General features: G+C 68.7%; 12 protein-coding genes. 8 read left to right on the top strand and 4 right to left on the bottom strand.

Annotated elements, in window-relative coordinates; translation table 11 throughout:
- Nucleotides 1–2: 2 nt before the first annotated feature.
- The 4 genes from ACM2ZB_RS14805 to plsB all read left to right on the top strand — a co-directional run bounded on the left by ACM2ZB_RS14805 (nucleotide 3) and on the right by plsB (nucleotide 5,655).
- Nucleotides 3–923 carry a 5'-nucleotidase, lipoprotein e(P4) family gene (locus ACM2ZB_RS14805; protein WP_416056010.1) on the top strand — a complete coding sequence of 307 codons (921 nt, stop codon included), beginning with the start codon at nucleotides 3–5 and terminating at the stop codon, nucleotides 921–923.
- On the top strand, nucleotides 920–1,645 hold the full coding sequence (gene pyrF, locus ACM2ZB_RS14800; RefSeq protein WP_416056009.1) for an orotidine-5'-phosphate decarboxylase: 726 nt from the start codon (nucleotides 920–922) through the stop codon (nucleotides 1,643–1,645). Before ACM2ZB_RS14805 ends, pyrF begins: the two co-directional genes overlap by 4 nt.
- Nucleotides 1,646–2,065: 420 nt before the next feature.
- A complete protein-coding gene (locus tag ACM2ZB_RS14795; protein WP_416056008.1) occupies nucleotides 2,066–3,019 on the top strand; it encodes a hypothetical protein in 954 nt (317 codons plus the stop codon).
- Nucleotides 3,019–5,655: a glycerol-3-phosphate 1-O-acyltransferase PlsB gene (gene plsB, locus ACM2ZB_RS14790; RefSeq protein WP_416056007.1), complete on the top strand. Its 2,637-nt coding sequence runs from the start codon at nucleotides 3,019–3,021 to the stop codon at nucleotides 5,653–5,655. The genes ACM2ZB_RS14795 and plsB overlap by 1 nt, the downstream gene beginning before the upstream one ends.
- Before the next feature lie 114 nt (nucleotides 5,656–5,769).
- On the opposite strand, the gene ACM2ZB_RS14785 is transcribed toward plsB, so the two are convergent.
- Nucleotides 5,770–5,973: a YdcH family protein gene (locus ACM2ZB_RS14785; protein ID WP_079224582.1), complete on the bottom strand. Its 204-nt coding sequence runs from the start codon at nucleotides 5,971–5,973 to the stop codon at nucleotides 5,770–5,772.
- A 91-nt stretch (nucleotides 5,974–6,064) separates the two neighbouring features.
- On the opposite strand from ACM2ZB_RS14785, the gene ttcA reads away from it, so the two are divergent.
- Genes ttcA through ACM2ZB_RS14770 form a run of 3 tightly spaced genes read left to right on the top strand, consistent with a single transcriptional unit; the run spans nucleotide 6,065 to nucleotide 8,731 of the window.
- Nucleotides 6,065–6,946 (top strand): tRNA 2-thiocytidine(32) synthetase TtcA, encoded by an 882-nt coding sequence (gene ttcA, locus ACM2ZB_RS14780; RefSeq protein ID WP_416056006.1) that lies wholly within the window; start codon nucleotides 6,065–6,067, stop codon nucleotides 6,944–6,946.
- A 40-nt stretch (nucleotides 6,947–6,986) separates the two neighbouring features.
- Nucleotides 6,987–7,892 carry a recombination-associated protein RdgC gene (locus ACM2ZB_RS14775; RefSeq protein ID WP_416056005.1) on the top strand — a complete coding sequence of 302 codons (906 nt, stop codon included), beginning with the start codon at nucleotides 6,987–6,989 and terminating at the stop codon, nucleotides 7,890–7,892.
- A gap of 59 nt (nucleotides 7,893–7,951) precedes the next feature.
- Nucleotides 7,952–8,731 carry a M48 family metallopeptidase gene (locus ACM2ZB_RS14770; protein WP_416056004.1) on the top strand — a complete coding sequence of 260 codons (780 nt, stop codon included), beginning with the start codon at nucleotides 7,952–7,954 and terminating at the stop codon, nucleotides 8,729–8,731.
- 283 nt (nucleotides 8,732–9,014) lie between these two features.
- Here ACM2ZB_RS14770 and ACM2ZB_RS14765 read toward each other — a convergent pair whose 3' ends face one another.
- Complete coding sequence (locus ACM2ZB_RS14765; protein ID WP_416056003.1) at nucleotides 9,015–9,899, bottom strand: methylglyoxal synthase; 885 nt, start codon at nucleotides 9,897–9,899, stop codon at nucleotides 9,015–9,017.
- Nucleotides 9,900–10,110: 211 nt separating this feature from the next.
- On the opposite strand from ACM2ZB_RS14765, the gene ACM2ZB_RS14760 reads away from it, so the two are divergent.
- A complete protein-coding gene (locus ACM2ZB_RS14760) occupies nucleotides 10,111–12,501 on the top strand; it encodes a response regulator (RefSeq protein WP_416056002.1) in 2,391 nt (796 codons plus the stop codon).
- Nucleotides 12,502–12,504: 3 nt separating this feature from the next.
- Here ACM2ZB_RS14760 and ACM2ZB_RS14755 read toward each other — a convergent pair whose 3' ends face one another.
- On the bottom strand, nucleotides 12,505–13,950 hold the full coding sequence (locus ACM2ZB_RS14755; RefSeq protein ID WP_313443085.1) for an FAD-dependent oxidoreductase: 1,446 nt from the start codon (nucleotides 13,948–13,950) through the stop codon (nucleotides 12,505–12,507).
- A gap of 85 nt (nucleotides 13,951–14,035) precedes the next feature.
- A complete protein-coding gene (gltB, locus tag ACM2ZB_RS14750; protein WP_416056001.1) occupies nucleotides 14,036–18,490 on the bottom strand; it encodes a glutamate synthase large subunit in 4,455 nt (1,484 codons plus the stop codon).
- Between the last annotated feature and the right edge of the window lie 108 nt (nucleotides 18,491–18,598).

The raw sequence follows: 18,598 nt of genomic DNA, 5'->3' as shown, positions 1-18,598 counted from the left end.
TGATGCGTCGTCCTGTTTCCCTGTCCCTGACCCTGCTCGCCACTGCGGCGATCGGCCTGTCGGCCTGCAAGCGCGTTGAAGCGCCTGCCGCCGATGCCCCCGCCGCGCAAGCCCCGGCCGCCGCCAAGGCCGATGGTGCGCTCGATGCCACCGCCAACGACAACCTCAACGCCGTGCTGTGGATGCAGCGGGCGCAGGAATACAAGGCGATCACCGAGCAGACCTACCGCGCCGCCGCCGACCACCTGGATGCCGCGCTGAAGGAAGCCCACTGGGATGCGCTGGTGCCCGAAGAACGCGGCAACGATGCCAAGGGCCTGAAGCCGGCCGTGGTGCTGGACGTGGACGAAACGGTGCTGGACAACTCGCCTTACCAGGCGCGCCTGGTGCGCGACGGCAAGGAATACGATGAGCTGACCTGGGACCAGTGGGTGGCTGAAAAGAAGGCCAAGGCCATCCCCGGCGTGGTCGACTTCGCCAAGGCGGCCAATGCCAAGGGCGTGACCCTGCTGTACATCTCCAACCGCGCCGTGCACCTGAAGGACGCGACCCTGGCCAACCTGCGCGAGCAGGGCCTGCCGGTGGCCGATGACAGCGTGTTCCTGGGCCTGGGCACCGTGGTGCCGGGCTGCGAGCAGAACGGCAGCGAGAAGAACTGCCGCCGCCGCCTGGCCGGGCAGAAGTACCGCGTGCTGATGCAGTTCGGCGACCAGATGGGTGACTTCGTGGAAGTGACCGCCAACACCAACGAAGGCCGTGACGCGCTGCTGCAGCAGTACCACGACTGGTTCGGTGATCGCTGGTGGATGCTGCCCAACCCGACCTACGGCGGCTTCGAGCCGGCCCAGTTCAACAACGACTACACCCAGTCGCGCCAGGCCCGCCACGATGCCAAGCGCGCGGCGCTGGACTACGCACCGTGAGCCGCGCGCCGCTGCCGCTGCGTGATGACGAACGGCTGATCTTCGCCCTGGACGTGCCTGACCGCGTGCAGGCGCTGCAGTGGGTCGATCGCCTGGGCGACAGCGTGGCGTTCTACAAGATCGGCATGGAACTGCTCGCCTCCGGCGAGTACTTCCAGGTGCTGGACGAGCTGGCCCGCCGCGACAAGCGCGTATTCGTCGACCTGAAGTTCTTCGACATTCCCGCCACCGCCGCTGCGGTGATCAAGCGCCTGTCGCAGTGGCCGGTCAGCTACGCCACCATCCACGGCTGGCACCCGGCCATGATGGAAGCCTGCGCGGCCGCCAACAGCAGCGACATGCGCCTGCTGGCAGTGACCGTGCTGACCTCGATGGGCCGCCTGGACCTGGCGCAGATGGGCATCGACCGCGAGCCGGTGGACGTGGTGGTCGAGCGCGCGCTGGCCGCCCAGGCGGCCGGCGTCGATGGCGTGATCGCCTCGGGCCAGGAAGCCGGTCCGATCCGTGCTGCCACTGGTGCCGGGTTCTCGATCGTCTGCCCGGGCATCCGCCCCGGCGGCCCGGTCGGCGATGACCAGAAGCGCACCGTAGGCGTGGCCCAGGCCTTCGCCGATGGCGCCGATGCCATCGTGGTCGGCCGTCCGATCCGCCTGGCGGCCGATCCGCAGGCCGCAGCACGGGCGATCCAGCTGGAAATCGCCTCGGCACTGGCCGCGCGCTGAGCCGGACGCCACCCCGCTTCGAACGGGGTGGCGTTTCTGCAGGCGCCGGGGTTGTGCCTGAATCGCCGCGATTCCTGCCGTAGACAGAAAAAAACATTCCATCCGCATGCATTGATTCAACAAAATCAATAGCTTGAATGGTGTTACATGAAGTGTTGCCTTAACTGTGGCGCCCGCGTAGGATCGCCGCCATCCGGTCCTGCACCGGAGATGTGCCGCAACACTGTCCTCCGGCCCTGCGCCGGCTTGAAGAGCCTGTGATCCCCGTGATCCGGGCTCTTTTTTTTCGCGTGGGGGGCCGTGCTCCGCTGTCGCGGGCGGCGGGATCTGACCCCTCTGCTGACGGAACCGTGACCGCACGGCTTGCCGCTGTCACCTTGCAGGCCGCAAGATGCGGGCCGGTCCGGGGAGTCCGATTGCATGAGCGTGGCGGTGCGAGGAAGGTCTGCGCGTGGGTGGGGGCTGGCGGCCATGCTGCTGCTGGCGATGGCCGCGTGCCGCGAATCCGGCAATGACCCGGCCAAGCCGGCGGCCGAGCCGGTGGCGGCGGTGCAGGCCATGGCCCAGCGCCTGGCCGAGGATGATCTGCTGGGCTACGCCCGGCTGTCGGTACCGCCGGGCCAGTACCAGCGCCTGCAGCAGGCCTGGGCTGAAGGACACAGCCAGTGGCCGGTGACCGAACTGCCGTTGGGCGACCAGCTGTTGCCGATGCTGGCTGCGCTGCGGCAGCCCGATGCCAGTGCCCAGCTGCAGCGCAGCTTCGACCGCCAGCTGGCCGGGCAGGCCAGCGCCGTGCGCCAGGCGGCGCAGTCGATGGGCAACTTCGGTGTGCAGTACCTGCGCCACCAGAAGGGCTACACCCCCAGCCAGCAGACCCACTACATCGCCCTGGTGGAAACCCTGGCCGGCTGGGCGCAGGGCGCGCCGATCAGCGACCGTGCCCGCGCCCGCAGCAGCATTGCGGCCCTGGTCGAGGCCGCCGCCAAGGTCGGCTTCCACGACGAGGACGGCCTGCGTGCGGCCGGCATGGAAGGCAGCCTGCAGCAGCTGGCGCCCTTCCTGCATTCGGTCAAGGCGGTGCTGGCCAGCTACGGCCTGGGCGTGGATGACGCCCTGCGCAGCCTGCGTGGCGAACTGTTGTCGGTGGAAGGGGACAACGCGCTGGTGCGCATGCAGTACGAGCTGGGCGGCCGCACCCTGACCCTGCAGCTGCCGCTCAGCCGCCGCGAGGGCCACTGGTACCTGACCCGTACCCTGGCCGACACCGATGCCCTGCTGCGCAAGGCCGATGCCGCCCGCGCCGCTGCCGCGCCGGCACCGGCTGAAGCCCCTGCCGGGGGTGGGGAAGCGGCAACGGCACCGCCTAAGCCATAATGGCGCCGATGTCGAAACAGAACCCGCTGCCGTTCCCCGGCGAAGAATCCCAGCCGACGCCCGCCGACACCGGTGCGGCGTCCCCCTCGACCGGCACCGGCCCGAACCCGGTGCCGCCGCCCGCGCATGCGCGCCCGGTCGGCCGCCGCCCGCTGTGGGCGCGCCTGCTGGGCCGCCTGGTCGAGCCCTGGCTGTCGCTGAAGATCGAGCCGGAGGACCCGGGCCAGTACAACGATGGCCGCCCGGTCATGTACGTGCTGGAAGACTACGGCCTGTCCAACGCCCTGATCCTGGACAAGGCCTGCCGCCAGGCCGGCCTGCCCTCGCCGCTGGTGCCGCTGGCCGGTGACCCGACCGGCCGCAAGCGCGCCTACCTGGCGCTGTCGCGGCGCAGCTCCAGCAATTCGCTGATTCCCGAGCAGCGCGGCGCCAAGACCCATTCCGATTCGCTGGCCAAGGTCCTGCAGGCGCACCGCGTGCGCGAGGACCTGGACGTGCACCTGGTGCCGGTGTCGATCTTCGTCGGCCGTGCACCGGACAAGCAGAGCGGCTGGTTCGCCGTGCTGTTCTCGGAAAACTGGGCGCTGGTCGGCCGCTTCCGCCGTCTGCTGGGCCTGCTGCTGAACGGCCGCAGCACCATCGTGCGCTTCGCCCCGCCGATCTCGCTGCGCAGCACCGTGGACGAGGGCCTGGAGCCCGAGCGCACCGTGCGCAAGCTGCAGCGCGTGCTGCGTACCCATTTCCGCCGCATCCGTGAATCGGTGATCGGCCCCGACCTGTCCACCCGCCGCCTGCTGGTGGACCAGGTGCTGGCCGCCGAACCGGTGCGCGAAGCAATCGCTGCCCAGGCCAAGCGCGACAATTCCAAGCCGGCCGATGCCTGGAAGAAGGCGCATGCCTACGCCTGGGAAATCGCCGCGGACTATTCCAGCCCGGTGGTGCGCTCGGCCAGCTTCATGCTCAGCCACGTGTGGAACCGCATCTACGCCGGCGTGCTGGTGCACCACCTGGACAAATTCAAGGCGGCCGCGCCGGGCCACGAAGTGGTCTACGTGCCCAGCCACCGCAGCCACATGGACTACCTGCTGCTGTCCTACCTGCTGTACGACCGTGGCATCGTGCCGCCGCACATCGTGGCCGGCATCAACCTGAACCTGCCGGTGGTCGGCACCCTGCTGCGCAAGGGCGGCGCGTTCTTCATCCGCCGCTCGATCCGCGGCAACGCGCTGTATTCGGCGGTGCTCAGCGAATATGTCGCGCAGCTGGTGGCCGGTGGCTATTCCATCGAGTACTTTGTCGAAGGGGGCCGCTCGCGTACCGGCCGCCTGCTGCAGCCCAAGGGCGGCATGATCTCGATGACCCTGCGTGCCTTCCTGCGCCAGCCGCGCAAACCGGTGCTGTTCCAGCCCATCTACATCGGCTACGAGAAGCTGATGGAAGGCGGCAGCTACCTGGACGAACTGTCCGGGCGGCCGAAGGAAAAGGAATCGATCTGGTCGCTGCTGTGGGGCATCCCCAAGGTGCTCAAGCAGAACTACGGCCAAGTGGTGGTGAACTTCGGCGAACCGATCCCGCTGAACGATGTGCTGGCCGAAAAGGCGCCGGAGTGGAACGGCGAGGCAGTGTCCGAGGACGAGAAGCCGTCCTGGCTGTCGACCACCGTGGACACCCTGGCCGAGCGCATCCAGGTGCGCATCAACGGCGCCGCCGACGTCAACCCGATCAACCTGCTGGCGCTGGCCCTGCTGTCCACGCCCAAGCACGCCATGGGCGAGGCCGACCTCATCGCGCAGATCGAGCTGTGCAAGACCTTGCTGGTGGAAATGCCGTATTCGGACCGGGTGACGGTGACCCCGCACCCGCCGGAGCGGATCATCGCCCACGCCGAGGAAATCAACGTCCTCACCCGCGTCAAGCATCCGCTGGGCGACGTGCTCAGCGTCAGCGGCGACACCGCGGTGCTGCTCAGCTACTTCCGCAACAACGTGGTGCACCTGTTCACCGCTTCCTCGTGGGTGGCCTGCTGCTTCCAGAACAACCGCCGCATGAGCCGCACCGGCCTGGTCCGGCTGGGCCGCACCGTGTACCCGTTCCTGCAGGCCGAGCTCTTCCTGCCGTGGAGCGAGGACGAGTTCGCCCAGCGCATCGAGCAGACCATCGACGTGTTCATCCGCGAAGGGCTGCTGCAGCAGGTCAACGACGACGACGGCGGCATGCTGACCCGTAACACCGGGCAGACCGACGAAGTGTTCCGCCTGCGCGCCATCGGCCATTCGCTGCAGCAGGCGTTCGAGCGCTACTACATCGCCATTTCGGTGCTGGTGAAGAATGGCCCGGGCACGCTGGGTGCAGCTGAACTGGAAAGCCTGTGCCAGCAGGCCGCGCAGCGCCTGAGCCTGCTCTACGCGCCGGCCGCACCGGAGTTCTTCGACAAGTCGTTGTTCCGTGGCTTCATCCAGAAGCTGCGCGAGCTGCGCCTGGTCTGGCCGGATGAGAACAGCAAGCTGCTGTTCGACGACCGCCTGGACAGCTGGGCCAAGGACGCCAAGTTCATCCTCGGCCGCGAGCTGCGCCACACCATCGAGCGCGTCAGCCCCGAAGCGGCGCGCCCGGACGAGCCGACCCCGCAAGCCTGACGGTAGCGCCGGGGCATGCCCGGCGAATGGAAACCTCATGGGTACTGTGCCAACCAAGGTTGGCACCTACCAGGGCAGGAAGCCAACCAAGGCTGGCACCTACCCGAACCGGCATTACGCCGGTTCGTCGGGAATCTGCAGGCTTTCCAGCTTGGCGATGCAGTCCTTCAACTGCAGCTTGCGTCGCTTCAGGCGCTTGGATTCCAGTTCGTCCTCGCCATTGGCCGCCATGCGGGTGATCTGTTCATCCAGCACGCGGTGTTCGGCGCGCAGAGCGACCAGGCGTTCGACGATCTCGGCGGGGCTGTAGGTGTCCACAGTCTGCGAGCATACACAGCGACGATGACGACCGGGAGAGGGGAATTCCGACCCCCGGTCGGGGCGGCCGCAAGCCGTTAGAATGGAGCGCATGAGTGCTGTGATCTCCCTTCCCGACCCGGTGCCGCGCGCGGTGCGCGATGCGCGCGCGGGCGGGCATGACGTACTGGAACGGCGCCTGCGCCGCCAGGTCGGCCAGGCCATCGCCGATTTCGGCATGATCGGCGCCGGCGACAAGGTCATGGTCTGCCTGTCCGGCGGCAAGGACAGCTACACCCTGCTGCACCTGCTGCTGCAGCTGCAGAAGAAGGCACCGGTGCCGTTCGAACTGGTGGCGGTGAACCTGGACCAGAAGCAGCCAGGCTTCCCCGAACACGTGCTGCCGCAGTACCTGGCCAGCCTGGGCGTGGCGTACCAGATCATCGAACAGGACACCTATTCGGTGGTCAGCCGGGTCATTCCCGAAGGCCGCACGATGTGTTCGCTGTGCTCGCGCCTGCGCCGTGGCGCGCTGTACGCCCATGCCGAACGGCACGGCTTCACCCGCATCGCGCTGGGCCACCACCGCGACGACATGGTGGCCACCTTCTTCATGAACCTGTTCCACCACGCCAAGCTGTCCGGCATGCCGCCGAAACTGCGCAGCGACGACGGCCGCCACGTGGTGATCCGCCCGCTGGCCTACGTGCGCGAGCACGACATCGCCGCCTACGCACAGGCACGACAGTTCCCGATCATTCCCTGCAATCTGTGCGGCAGCCAGGAAAACCTGCAGCGCCGCCAGGTGGGCCTGATGCTGAAGCAGTGGGACATCGACCACCCCGGCCGCGTGGACCAGATCGCACGGGCCATGGGCCAGGTGCATCCCTCGCAGCTGGCCGACCCCGCATTGTTTGATTTCATGGCGTTGGACCGTGGCAGTGAACCGCCACCGCCCGACGACCACGCACCCGCACAGATATCCGCTGCCTGAGCGGAATCGTCCTTCTTTCCTCTTCGCCATCCGGAATTCCATGTTCTTTCGCAACCTGACGTTCTTCCGTTTCCCGACCACCACCGATTTCTCCGAAGTGGACACCCTGCTGCCGCACGCCATGCTCAAGCCGGTGGGTGCGCTGGAAATGAATTCGCGCGGTTTCATCTCGCCCTTTGGCCGCGAGGAAAAGGAGCTGCTGTCGCACCGCATCGCCGAACACCTGTGGCTGACCGTGGGCGGCGAGGACAAGATCCTGCCGGCGGCGGTGGTCAACGACCTGCTCGAGCGCAAGCTGGAGGAGATCGAGGAGAAGGAAGGTCGCCGCCCCGGTGGCCGCGAGCGCAAGCGCATGAAGGACGACCTGCTGCATGAACTGCTGCCGCGCGCCTTCGTGAAGTCCTCGCGCAACGACGCCTTCATCGACCTGCAGCACGGCTACGTCGCGGTGGACACGTCCAGCCGCAAGACCGGCGAGTACTTCATGTCCGACATCCGTGGCCTGCTGGGCAGCTTCCCGGCCATGCCGCTGAACGCCGAAGTCGCGCCGCGCTCGATCCTGACCGGCTGGATTGCCGGCGAGCCGCTGCCGACCGGGTTGAGCCTGGGCGAAGAGTGCGAGATGAAGGACCCGGTGGAAGGCGGCGCGGTGGTCAAGTGCCAGCACCAGGAACTGCGCTGCGACGAGATCGACAAGCATCTGGATGCCGGCAAGCAGGTGACCAAGCTGGCGCTGATCTTCGAGGACAACCTGTCCTTCGTCATCGGCGACGACCTGATCGTGCGCAAGCTGAAGTTCCTTGACGGCGCCCTGGACCAGCTGGAGCATGCCGACGAAGACGGCCGCCGCGCCGAGTTCGACGCCCGCTTCGCCCTGCAGAGCGCCGAGATCCGCCGCCTGTTCCTGTTGCTGGAAGAAGCGTTCAAGCTCAGCAAGGCTGACTGAACAGGCACCGCGCGGGCCGCCGGTCATCCGGCGTCGCCCAGCGGCGCTATGCTGGGCACATGAGCCGTCTGCTGCGCCGCCTGATCAGCCCGACCCCGCCCGCCACCGTGCAGCGCGACACCGTTCGCCTGCGCCTGGACGATGCCGAGATCGAGGTGCTGCGCGTGCGCGATCCGCGCGCGCGGCGGATCAAGCTGAGCGTGGACGAGCGCGGCGCGCGGCTGACCTTGCCGCCGCGCGCCAGCCTGGTGATGGGCGAACGTTTCCTGGAACAGCACCGCGACTGGCTGGCCCTGCAGTTGCGCCACTACCAGGACGACGGCCTGCCCGCACCGCTGCAGCCGGGCGAAGCCGGCATGCTGCCCCTGCGCGGTGAACTGTTGCCGGTGCGTTGGCAGGAAGGCCGCTATGCGCGCCTGGAGATCGACGACCAGGGCGCCTGCGTGCAGTGGCCGACCCGTGCCGGCGACGCGACGCTGCGCCGCCTGCTGCGCGAATTCTACGAAGCCCAGACCCGCGCCGACGTCGGCCGCTGGCTGCCGAAGTACCTGCCCAGCCTGCCGCGCGCGCCCAGCCGCCTGCGCCTGAAGGTGATGTCCTCGCAATGGGGCTCACTGGCCCCCGACGGCAGCATGGCGCTGGACCTGGCCTTGGTGCTGGGCCGCCCGGACGCCTTCGAGTACGTGCTGGTGCACGAACTCTGCCACCTGATCCAGCCCAACCATTCACCCGCGTTCTGGCACGAAGTGGAACAACGCTTCCCCGCCTGGCGCGAGCAGCGCGATTACTTCCAGCTGGAAGGCCGGCGCCTGAAGGCGATGCTGCGCCAGCTTCTGTAACGGTAGAGCCGAGCCCACGCTCGGCTGCCGTTGAATGCAGCCGAGCATGGGCTCGGCTCTACATAAGCGTGCGCAGCACGCGACCCGCTCTTGCTCTTCCTTCTTTCTTCCGTGGTGGGCACACCGGAAACTGTCCGTGGCCGGGCGGGGTGGGTTGCGCAGGACCGCAGGCGCCATGGATGGCGCCTACGAGCCCCCATGGAAGGGTTTACGGCGTGTCCTGCGCAGCCCACCCCGCCCGGCCAAGCCCAGCAGCCCGCCGACCCGACCCACCACGAGGGGCTCAGCCGTTGGCCGAAACCCACCCCGCCCGCAACGTCGCCGCCGCCGCCCACCGCGCGGCCACCCGCGGTGCCGTAATGCACACCGCCTGGTCGGTCACCGTCGTCACCGCCCGCTCCAGCAGCTGGATATCCGCCTCATGCTGGCGCGCCACATGCGGATCCTCGAAGAAGATCGCGCGCTGGCAACGCCCCTCCAGCACCCGGTCGGCAATCTGCGCATCACCCCCCATCGGGCCGCTCTGGTAGCGCGTCACCCACGCGGTATCGCTGGGCCAGCCACGGCTCCAGGCCAGCTCGTTCAAGCGCTGGCCGGTGGTACCGGTGGCCACGCGTTCACCGAAGCGGGCCAACACGTCGAAGTGTTCATCGGCGAAGGCCAGCATGGCCGGCTTCATTGCATCGTGCGCGATCAGCGCCAGCGTCTGCCCTTCGAAGGCATGCAGGTCGTTGGCACCGGCATCGGCGGCCAGCCCGGCATGCACACGCTCGACCTCGATCCAGTCGCGTGCGGTGGCCACCGTTGAAATGAACGGCTTGCCGTGGATCACGCACTGCCGCTTCAGCGCGGTCGCCTCGGGAAACACCGACGACGGATCGACCGGATCGATCAGGTAGATCGCGCCATCAAGCGTGCGCTCCGGGCCCATGCCGACCACTTCGGCTACCAGCTTCATCAGGCCGCCCTGGCGGCCGTAGGGATAGCGCTGCAGGCCCGCGTAGCCAGCCAGGAAACCGTGCCGCTCGATCGCATCGTGGGTACGCCCCACTGCGTGCAGGGACACCCCCAGCTCGCGCAGGCCGGGTTCGCTGGCGCGCAGCCAACGGAACAATGCGGCGCGCGCATCGTGGTGGTGGAGACGGTTGGCGGCCAGGCCGATGCGCATCACATGCTCCGCTGAACGGGTAGAAGCGGCAGTGTATGTCGCTATCGGCACGGCAGACGCGTTTTGCAAATTTCCTCATTGTCGCGGCCGGACGCGTCGCTAGCGTGTCAGGTGGCCGCAGGGTGCGGCTGCGCGCTCCGCGGGAGCGCCTCGACCGGAGGAGTCCATCGTGAGTGTCGCCGGTCGTTCCGATACTACGTGCCGCCGCAGCGTGCATGCCGGCCTGCTGCTGGCACTGCTGCCAGCGCTGCCCGCACAGGCTGGCGCCTGCGACAGCCCGCTGCAGCTGGTCTTTCCGGCTGATCGCCCACCGCTGTCATCCAGTGCGCAGGGCCACCCACGGGGCCGGGTAGTGGACCTGTTGGAAGCGCTGCAGGATCTGCAGCCTGCGCTGCAGATCCGCCCGGTCACTGCGGATGTCCTGGCCGATGGCCGCCTGCCCGCCGGCACGCAGGCGGTGCTGGGCTGGTCACAACGGCAGCTGCCGCCGCGCTGGCTGGCCAGCGATCCCTACCTGCAGGTGCCGCAGGTGATCGTGCGCCGCCGCGATGCCCCGCCTTTGATCGACCTGGGCGGGCTGCGCGGGCAGAGCGTAGCCAGCCCCGATCCGTCGCCGCTGGCCGAGCTGCTGCAGGAGCAGGCGCCAGGTGCGGTGCTGCTGCCGCCCACGCCGCTGGACCAGGCGCTGCACCTGCTGGCATCGGCGCAGATCGACGCGGTGGTGGCCAACCTGGCCGAAGCCGACCACCTGCTGCGCCAGGCCTACGCCGGGCAACTGCAGGTCGCCGCACCGGCTGGCTTCAGCGATGCCCTGGTACTGGCCACCGTACCGGCCTGCCGGCCGTGGTTGCAGGCCTTCAACCAGCACCTGGCCTCGCGCGCGCTGCCGGGAACGCCGGCACCAGACGGGCGGGCGCCGCCCGTTGCCGTGGCGGCCGATGCCGCGCCGCGGCCATGGCTGCGCTGGCTGGTGGCCGCCCTGCTGGCCCTGCTCAGCCTGGGGCTGGTGTACGCGCTGGGCTACTGGCGGCTGCATCGCGAAGGCGAGCGCCGGCGCACGGCAATGCAGCGCCTGCAGGACGTCACCGCCAGCCTGCCGGCGGTGGTCTATCGCACCCGGCGCAGCAGCAGCGGCAAATACAGCGTGCTGCAGATCGATGGCGACGTGAATGCCCTGTTCGGGGTCAGCGTGGATACCGCCCGCATCGACCACAGCCGTCTGTTGGCCGCCGTGCATCCGGATGACCGCGCACCGGTGCTGGCCCAGGTCGATGCGGCCGCGCTGGTGCGCGGCCCGATCGATGTGACCTTCCGCGCCCGCGCCCGCGAGGGTTGGCGTTGGCTGCGTTCGCAGGGGCGCCCGATCGCCTGCCGTGACAGCGGCATGGAATGGACCGGCTACTGGATCGATGTGACCGAATCGCAGATGCGCGCCGATGCGCTGAACGATGCGCGCCGCGAGGCCGAACAGGCGGCCGCCGCCAAGGCTCATTTCCTGGCCACGATGAGCCACGAGATCCGCACCCCGATGAGCACCCTGCTGGGCATGCTGGAACGCTTGGGCGGCACTGCGCTGGAGCCGCGGCAGCGGCAGCTGCTGGTCACCATCGAAGACGCTTCCACCGTGCTGCGGACCATCCTGGACGAAGTGCTGGACAGCCAGCTGCTGCAACCGGGTGCGGCCGCCTCGTCGCCGGTGCCCACCGATCTGGCCGCGCTGCTGGGTGGCGTACAGCGCCTGCTGGCGCCGATGGCCTCGAGCAAGGGCCTGTACCTGCGCTGCGTGATCGATCCGGCGCTGCAGGCGGGTACGCGGGTGGATGGCCTGCGGCTGCGGCAGATCCTGTTCAACCTGGTGGGCAACGCGCTCAAGTTCACCCTGCACGGCGGCGTGGAACTGCGCCTGCAGGTGATGGGCCAGCCGCCCGGCGGGCAGCAGCTGCGGCTGCAGGTGGTCGACACCGGCGTCGGCATCAGCCAGGCCCGGCAGCGTGCGGTGTTCGCGCCCTATACCCAGGCCGAAGCGTCCACCAGCCGCCGTTTCGGTGGCAGTGGCCTGGGCCTGGCGATCTGCCGCGATCTGGCCATCACCCTGGGCGGGGAACTGCAGCTGCACAGCACCCTGGGCAAGGGCACCACCGTCTGCCTGGACCTGTTCCTGCCGGCCTGCGAAGCGCCGCCCGCAGCGCCGCCACGGCCGGTGGCGGCCAGCGCATCCTTGCCGCCAGTGCACGTGCTGGTGGCCGAAGACCACCCCACCAACCGCGAACTGCTGGTGGGCCGCCTGCGCGACCTTGGCCTGCAGGTGCATGCGGCCGATGACGGCGCCCAGGCGTTGCAGGCCTGGCAGCAGCAGCGCTTCGCTCTGGTGATCACCGATTGCCAGATGCCGGGCATGGATGGGCCAGCACTGGCACGCGCGATCCGCGCCGATCCGCGCGCGGACGCGGCACGGGTGCCGATCATCGCCCTGACCGCCAGCGCGCTGGACAGCACCCGCGAAGCCTGCCGTGCGGCCGGCATCGACCGCTTCCTGGCCAAGCCGGTCGAACGCGACGTCCTGCGCGAGACGATCGCCGCGCTGCTGGCGTCGTCGCGCTAGGCCTCAGTGCGCCAGCAGGCGCACGATGCTGGCGGCGGCGTCGCGGCCTTCGGCCACGGCGGTCACCACCAGGTCGGCACCGCGCACGGCGTCGCCACCGGCGAACAGGCGGGGGTGCGCGGTCTGGAACGGCAGGCGGTCCTTGCCGCCGGCCACGATGCGGCCATTGGACTGCCCTTCCACGCCATGTTCGGCCAGCCAGGCCGGCACGGTTGGCGAGAAGCCGAAGGCGATGATCACCACGTCGGCTTCCAGCAGCGATTCGCTGCCTTCGATCGGCACCGCGTTCTGGCGGCCATTGGCATCGGGCTCGCCCAAGCGGGTCTCGACCACGGTCACGCCGATCACTTCATCATCGGCACCGGCCTCGATCGACAGCGGCTGGCGGTTGAACAGGAAACGCACGCCTTCCTCGCGCGCATTGGCCACTTCGCGCGCGCTGCCGGGCATGTTGGCCTCGTCGCGGCGGTAGGCACAGGTGACCTTGGCCGCGCCCAGGCGCACCGCGCTGCGCACGCAGTCCATACCGGTGTCGCCGCCGCCGAGCACGACCACGCGCTTGCCGTTGAGGTCGGGCAGGGCGATGGTGTCTTCCCAGCCGGCAATCGGCCGGCCCTTCGGATCATCACCGCCCACAATGCGGCTGTTCTGCACCAGGAACGGCAACGCCGGCAGCACGCCCTTCAGATCCTGGCCGTCCAGGCCGCCATCGGTGTAGCGGTAGGCACCGGTGCCGACGAACACCGCATCGTGGCTGTCCAGCAGCTGCTGCACGCTGACATCGCGGCCGATCTCCACGCCCAGGCGGAACTGCACGCCCATGCCCTCCAGCACTTCGCGGCGGCGGTGGATCACATCCTTGTCCAGCTTGAAGCTGGGAATGCCGAACTGCAGCAGGCCGCCGATCTGCTCGTAGCGGTCGTAGACCACGGCGGTGATGCCAGCGCGGGCCAGGCGGTCGGCACAGGCCAGGCCGGCCGGGCCGGCGCCGATCACCGCCACGCTCTGGCCGGTGGGCTGCACCGCAGCCAGATCCGGGCGCCAGCCGCTGGCCAGCGCGGTATCGACGATGTACTTCTCCACCGCACCGATGGTCACCGCGCCGAACTCTTCCAGCGTGCAGCTGCCTTCGCACAGGCGGTCCTGCGGGCACACGCGGCCGCAGACTTCCGGCAGCGGGTTGGTGCTGTGGCACAGCGTGGCCGCTTCGTGGATGCGGTTTTCCTGTACCAGCTGCAGCCACTGCGGAATGGCGTTGTGCACCGGGCACTTCCAGCTGCAGTACGGGTTGCCGCAATCCAGGCAGCGACCGGCCTGATACTGGGCGTCTTCCTTGCCGAACTTGCCGTACAGCTCACCCCAGTCGCCGGAGGTGCGCAGTTCGACCGGGATGCGCTGGGGCATGGTCCGGGGCAGATCGAGAAACTGGAATGCTTGCTTGCGGCTCATGGCGGGCTCTGTGGTTTTCTGCGGTTGCCGGCCAGCGGCCGGCACTACGTGTTCCTGGGTTGCCGGCCAGCGGCCGGCACTACCGTTACGCGGCGCGTCGCAGGGTTTCGGTCAGCGACTCGATGCTGGCGGCCTTGGGTTTGACCAGCCAGAACTTGCCGATGTAATCGCGGAACTCGTCCATGATCTGCTGCGCCCAGATGCTGCCGGTCAGCTCGCGGTGGCGGCCGATCAGGCGGTGCAGATGCTGGCGGTAGTTCTCGAAGCCCTCGGCCGATACGCGGTGGATGTCGATCAGCTCGTGGTTGTAGCGGTCGACGAAATCGCGGTCGACGTCCAGCACGTAGGCCAGGCCACCGGTGAAGCCGGCGCCGAAGTTCAGGCCGACCTTGCCCAGCACCAGCACCACGCCATCAGTCATGTACTCGCAGCAGTGATCGCCGGCGCCTTCCACCACCGCCAGCGCGCCGGAGTTGCGCACCGCGAAGCGTTCGCCCGCGCGGCCGGCGGCAAACAGCTCGCCACCGGTGGCACCGTACAGGCAGGTGTTGCCGATGATGGCCGTGCTGCGGGCCTCGAAGCGCGCGCCACGCGGCGGGCGCACCACCAGGCGGCCGCCGGCCATGCCCTTGCCGACGTAGTCGTTGGCTTCGCCTTCCACCTCCAGGTGCAGGCCACCGACGTTGAACGCACCAAAGCTCTGCCCGGCACTGCCGCGGAAGCGCAGTTCCAGCGGTGCTTCGGCCATGCCCTGGTTGCCGTGCGCGCGCGCCACCGCGCCTGCCAGGCGGGTGCCGATGCTGCGGTCGGTGTTGTGGATCAGGAAGCGGTGCTCGCCACCCTGCCTGTGTTCGATGGCCGGGGCCAGCAGGCCATCCATCTGCGTGGCCAGGCTGTCCGGCGATTCGTACAGGCGCTGCGCCGCACAGTGGCTGCCCTCGTAGCGGCTGTCGGCCAGCAGGCGCGACAGGTCCACGCGCACGCCCTCGCGCGGTGCCGCTTCGATCTGCCGCAGCAGGTCGGTGCGGCCCACGATTTCTTCCAGCGAACGCGCGCCCAGGTAGGACAGCCAGCCACGCACTTCCTCGGCCAGCAAGCGGAAGAAGGTCTCCACGCGCTCGGGCTGGCCGGTGAAGTGGTTCTCGCGCAGGCGCTCGTCCTGGGTAGCCACGCCGGTGGCGCAGTTGTTGAGGTGGCAGATGCGCAGGTACTTGCAGCCCAGCACGATCATCGGCGCGGTGCCGAAGCCGAAGCTGTCCGCACCCAGCAGCGCCGCCTTGACCACGTCCAGGCCGGTCTTCAGGCCGCCATCGGTCTGCAGCAGGGTGCGCCCGCGCAGGTCGTTGGCCAGCAGTGCCTGGTGCGCTTCGGCCACGCCCAGTTCCCACGGCACGCCGGCATAGCGGATCGAGCTGACCGGCGATGCGCCGGTGCCGCCGTCATGGCCGGAAATGGTGATCAGGTCCGCACCGGCCTTGACCACGCCGGCGGCAATCGTGCCCACGCCGGCGTGGCTGACCAGCTTCACCGACACCAGCGCGGTGGGGTTCACCTGCTTCAGGTCGTAGATCAGCTGGGCCAGGTCTTCGATGGAATAGATGTCGTGGTGCGGCGGCGGCGAGATCAGGCCGATGCCCGGCTTGGCGTAGCGCAGCCGCGCGATCAGCTCGTTGACCTTGTGGCCGGGCAGCTGGCCGCCTTCGCCGGGCTTGGCACCCTGGGCGACCTTGATCTGCAGCACCTCGGCATTGACCAGGTATTCGGCGGTGACGCCGAAGCGGCCCGAGGCCACCTGCTTGATCTTGCTGCGACGCTGCGTGCCGTAGCGCGCGGGATCTTCGCCACCTTCGCCGGAATTGCTGCGGCCGCCGAGGCGGTTCATGGCGATGGCCAGCGCTTCGTGCGCCTCGGGCGAGAGTGCACCCAGGCTGATGGCAGCGGTATCGAAGCGCGGGAACAGTTCGCTGGCCGCGGCCACCTCGTCCAGCGGCGTCGGCGCAGCGGCCGGTACCAGTTCCAGCAGGTCGCGCAGCGCCGACGGCGGCCGTGCGTGCACCGCATCGCAGTACTGCTGCCAGGCACGCGGGTCACCGCTGCGCGCCGCGCGCTGCAGGGTGGTCACCACGTCCGGGTTGTACATGTGGTACTCGCCGCCGTGTACGTACTTCAGCAGGCCGCCTACATCCACGCCCTGCTGTGCATCCCAGGCCTGCGCGCACAGTTCGCGGGCGTCGGCGTCCAGGCGCGCGAAGCCGGCGCCACCGATGCGCGAGGCGGTATCGGGGAAGCACAGGTCGACCACTTCCGGTTCCAGGCCGATGATCTCGAACAGCTGCGCACCGCGGTAGCTGGCCACGGTACAGATGCCCATCTTCGAGATGATCTTCGACAGGCCCTTGTAGACGCCCTTGCGGTAGCGGCGGCCGATCTGCGACTGCTCGCCGCCCTTGCTGAGCTTGAGGATGCCGCGGCGGCCCAGGTCGAACAGAGTCTGGTAGGCCAGGTACGGGTACACCGCGGTGGCGCCAAAGCCGAGCAGGCAGGCCATGTGGTGCGGATCGCGTGCGGTGCCGGTTTCGACGATCAGATTGACGTCGCAGCGCAGGCCCAGGTGCGAGAGATGGTGGTGGATGGCGCTGGTGGCCAGCAGGGCATGCACCATCGGCCGCCCGGCCACCGGGTAGCGGTCGGACAGCAGCAGCATCACCATGCCCTCGCGGGCGGCCTGTTCGGCCTCGCTGCAGATGCGCTCGATGCCGGCGCGCAGGCCTTCGTCCTCGCTGTAGGACAGGTCCAGCAGGCGGTTGGCCTGCACGTACTGGTCCATCTTCAGCAGCTGGCGCAGCTTGCGCTGGCTCAGCACCGGCGAATTCAGGATGACGTGGTTCACCGTCTCCGGGCCGGCATGGAAGATGTTGGTCTCCTTGCCCAGCTGGGTGGACAGGGACATCGCGCAGTCTTCGCGCAGCGGGTCGATGGGCGGGTTGGTGACCTGCGCGAACGCCTGGCGGAAGTAGTCGTACAGCGGGCGGCTGCGCTGGCTCAGCACCGCCATCGGCGTGTCATCGCCCATCGAACCGGTGGCTTCCTGTTCGGTCTCGGCCAGCGGCCGCAGCACCTGCTCCACTTCCTCGCTGCTGAGCTGGTACAGCTTGTGGTAGCTGCGCAGGGTTCCCTCGTCGAAGGGTTCCTCCACCAGCGACGGGTCGATCAGCTCGGTCTGCAGGTAGGTCACGCCCTGCTGCAGCCACTGCTTGTACGGCGCGCGGCCACGGTTGATGCGGTCGATGGCTTCCGAATCGAGCAGGTCGCCGCGCTTGAGGTCGATGGCGATCATCTCGCCCGGGCCGAGCTTGCCCTTGCGCACCACGCGCTCGGTCGGTACTTCCCACACACCCGCTTCGGAGGCGACCAGGAAGTGGCGGTCGGCGGTCAGCATCCAGCGTGCCGGGCGCAGGCCGTTGCGGTCCAGCGTACACACCGCATAGCGGCTGTCGCAGGCGACGATGCCGGCCGGGCCGTCCCACGGCTCGCTGTTCAGGCCATGGAATTCGTAGAACGCGGCCAGGTCGGGATCCTTGAACTCCAGCGACTGGGTGGCCGGCGGCACCAGGATGCGCAGCGCCTGGATCAGCTCCATGCCACCGGACACCATCAGCTCCAGCATGTTGTCCAGGCTCTGCGAATCCGAGCCGTGCATGGAGATGACCGGATCGAACTCGGCGATGTCGAAGCGCGGCGTCTTCCATACCTTGCTGCGCGCCTGCGCCCAGCGCCGGTTGCCTTCGATGGTGTTGATCTCGCCGTTGTGGGCAAGCATGCGGAAGGGGTGTGCCAGCGGCCAGCGCGGCAGCGTGTTGGTGGAGAAGCGCTGGTGGAACACGATGGCACTGGAGGCCAGTTCGCGGCGCTGCAGGTCCGGGAAGAAGCGGCTCAGCTTGTCCGGCAGCACCATGCCCTTGTAGCTGATCGCATTCGGGCTGAGGGTGGTGACGTAGTAATCGGCGTGTTCGCGCAGCTGCTGTTCGCTGCGGCGGCGGGCCAGGAACAGGGCGAGCGCGAAGCCGCCGTCGTCCTGGCCGACACCGGCGTCGACGAACACCTGTTCGATGCGCGGCAGCGTATCGCGGGCCAGCTGGCCGCAGACGCTGTCATCGGTGGGCACCTCGCGCCAGCCGGCCACCTTGCAGCCCACTGCTTCCACCTGCGCCTGCAGCTGCGTGCGGCAGGCCTGGGCGGCGTCGGCATCGTGCGGCAGGAACACCAGGCCGGCGGCGAAGCGCGCGCCCACGGTGATGTCCGCCTCGGCGGCCAGCAGTTTCAGGAAGGCATCGGGACGGCGCAGCAGAAGGCCGCAGCCATCGCCGGTCAGGCCATCGGCAGCGACACCGCCGCGGTGGGTCATGCGCGAAAGCGCGGCGATGGCGGTGTCGACCAGCAGGCGTGAGGGCTGGTCATCAAGCTGCGCGACCATGCCGAATCCACAGGCGTCGCGCTCGGAGCGCGGGTCGTAAAGCCCTTGGCGGTTGCGGGGGGCCATCTCTACCTCGATGCGAAATGAAATGAGCAGGGACACTCGTGCCCGCTCATTCCCTGGAGCGCATCATGAGGCCACCGGATGCCTCGACTAGAGCATAGTTGTTGCAAC

Source organism: Stenotrophomonas maltophilia, assembly GCF_047782825.1.
In the GTDB taxonomy this organism is placed as follows: Bacteria; Pseudomonadota; Gammaproteobacteria; order Xanthomonadales; family Xanthomonadaceae; genus Stenotrophomonas.
Note: the sequence above shows the minus strand (reverse complement) of the source record. Positions and strands in the feature narration are given on the sequence as shown.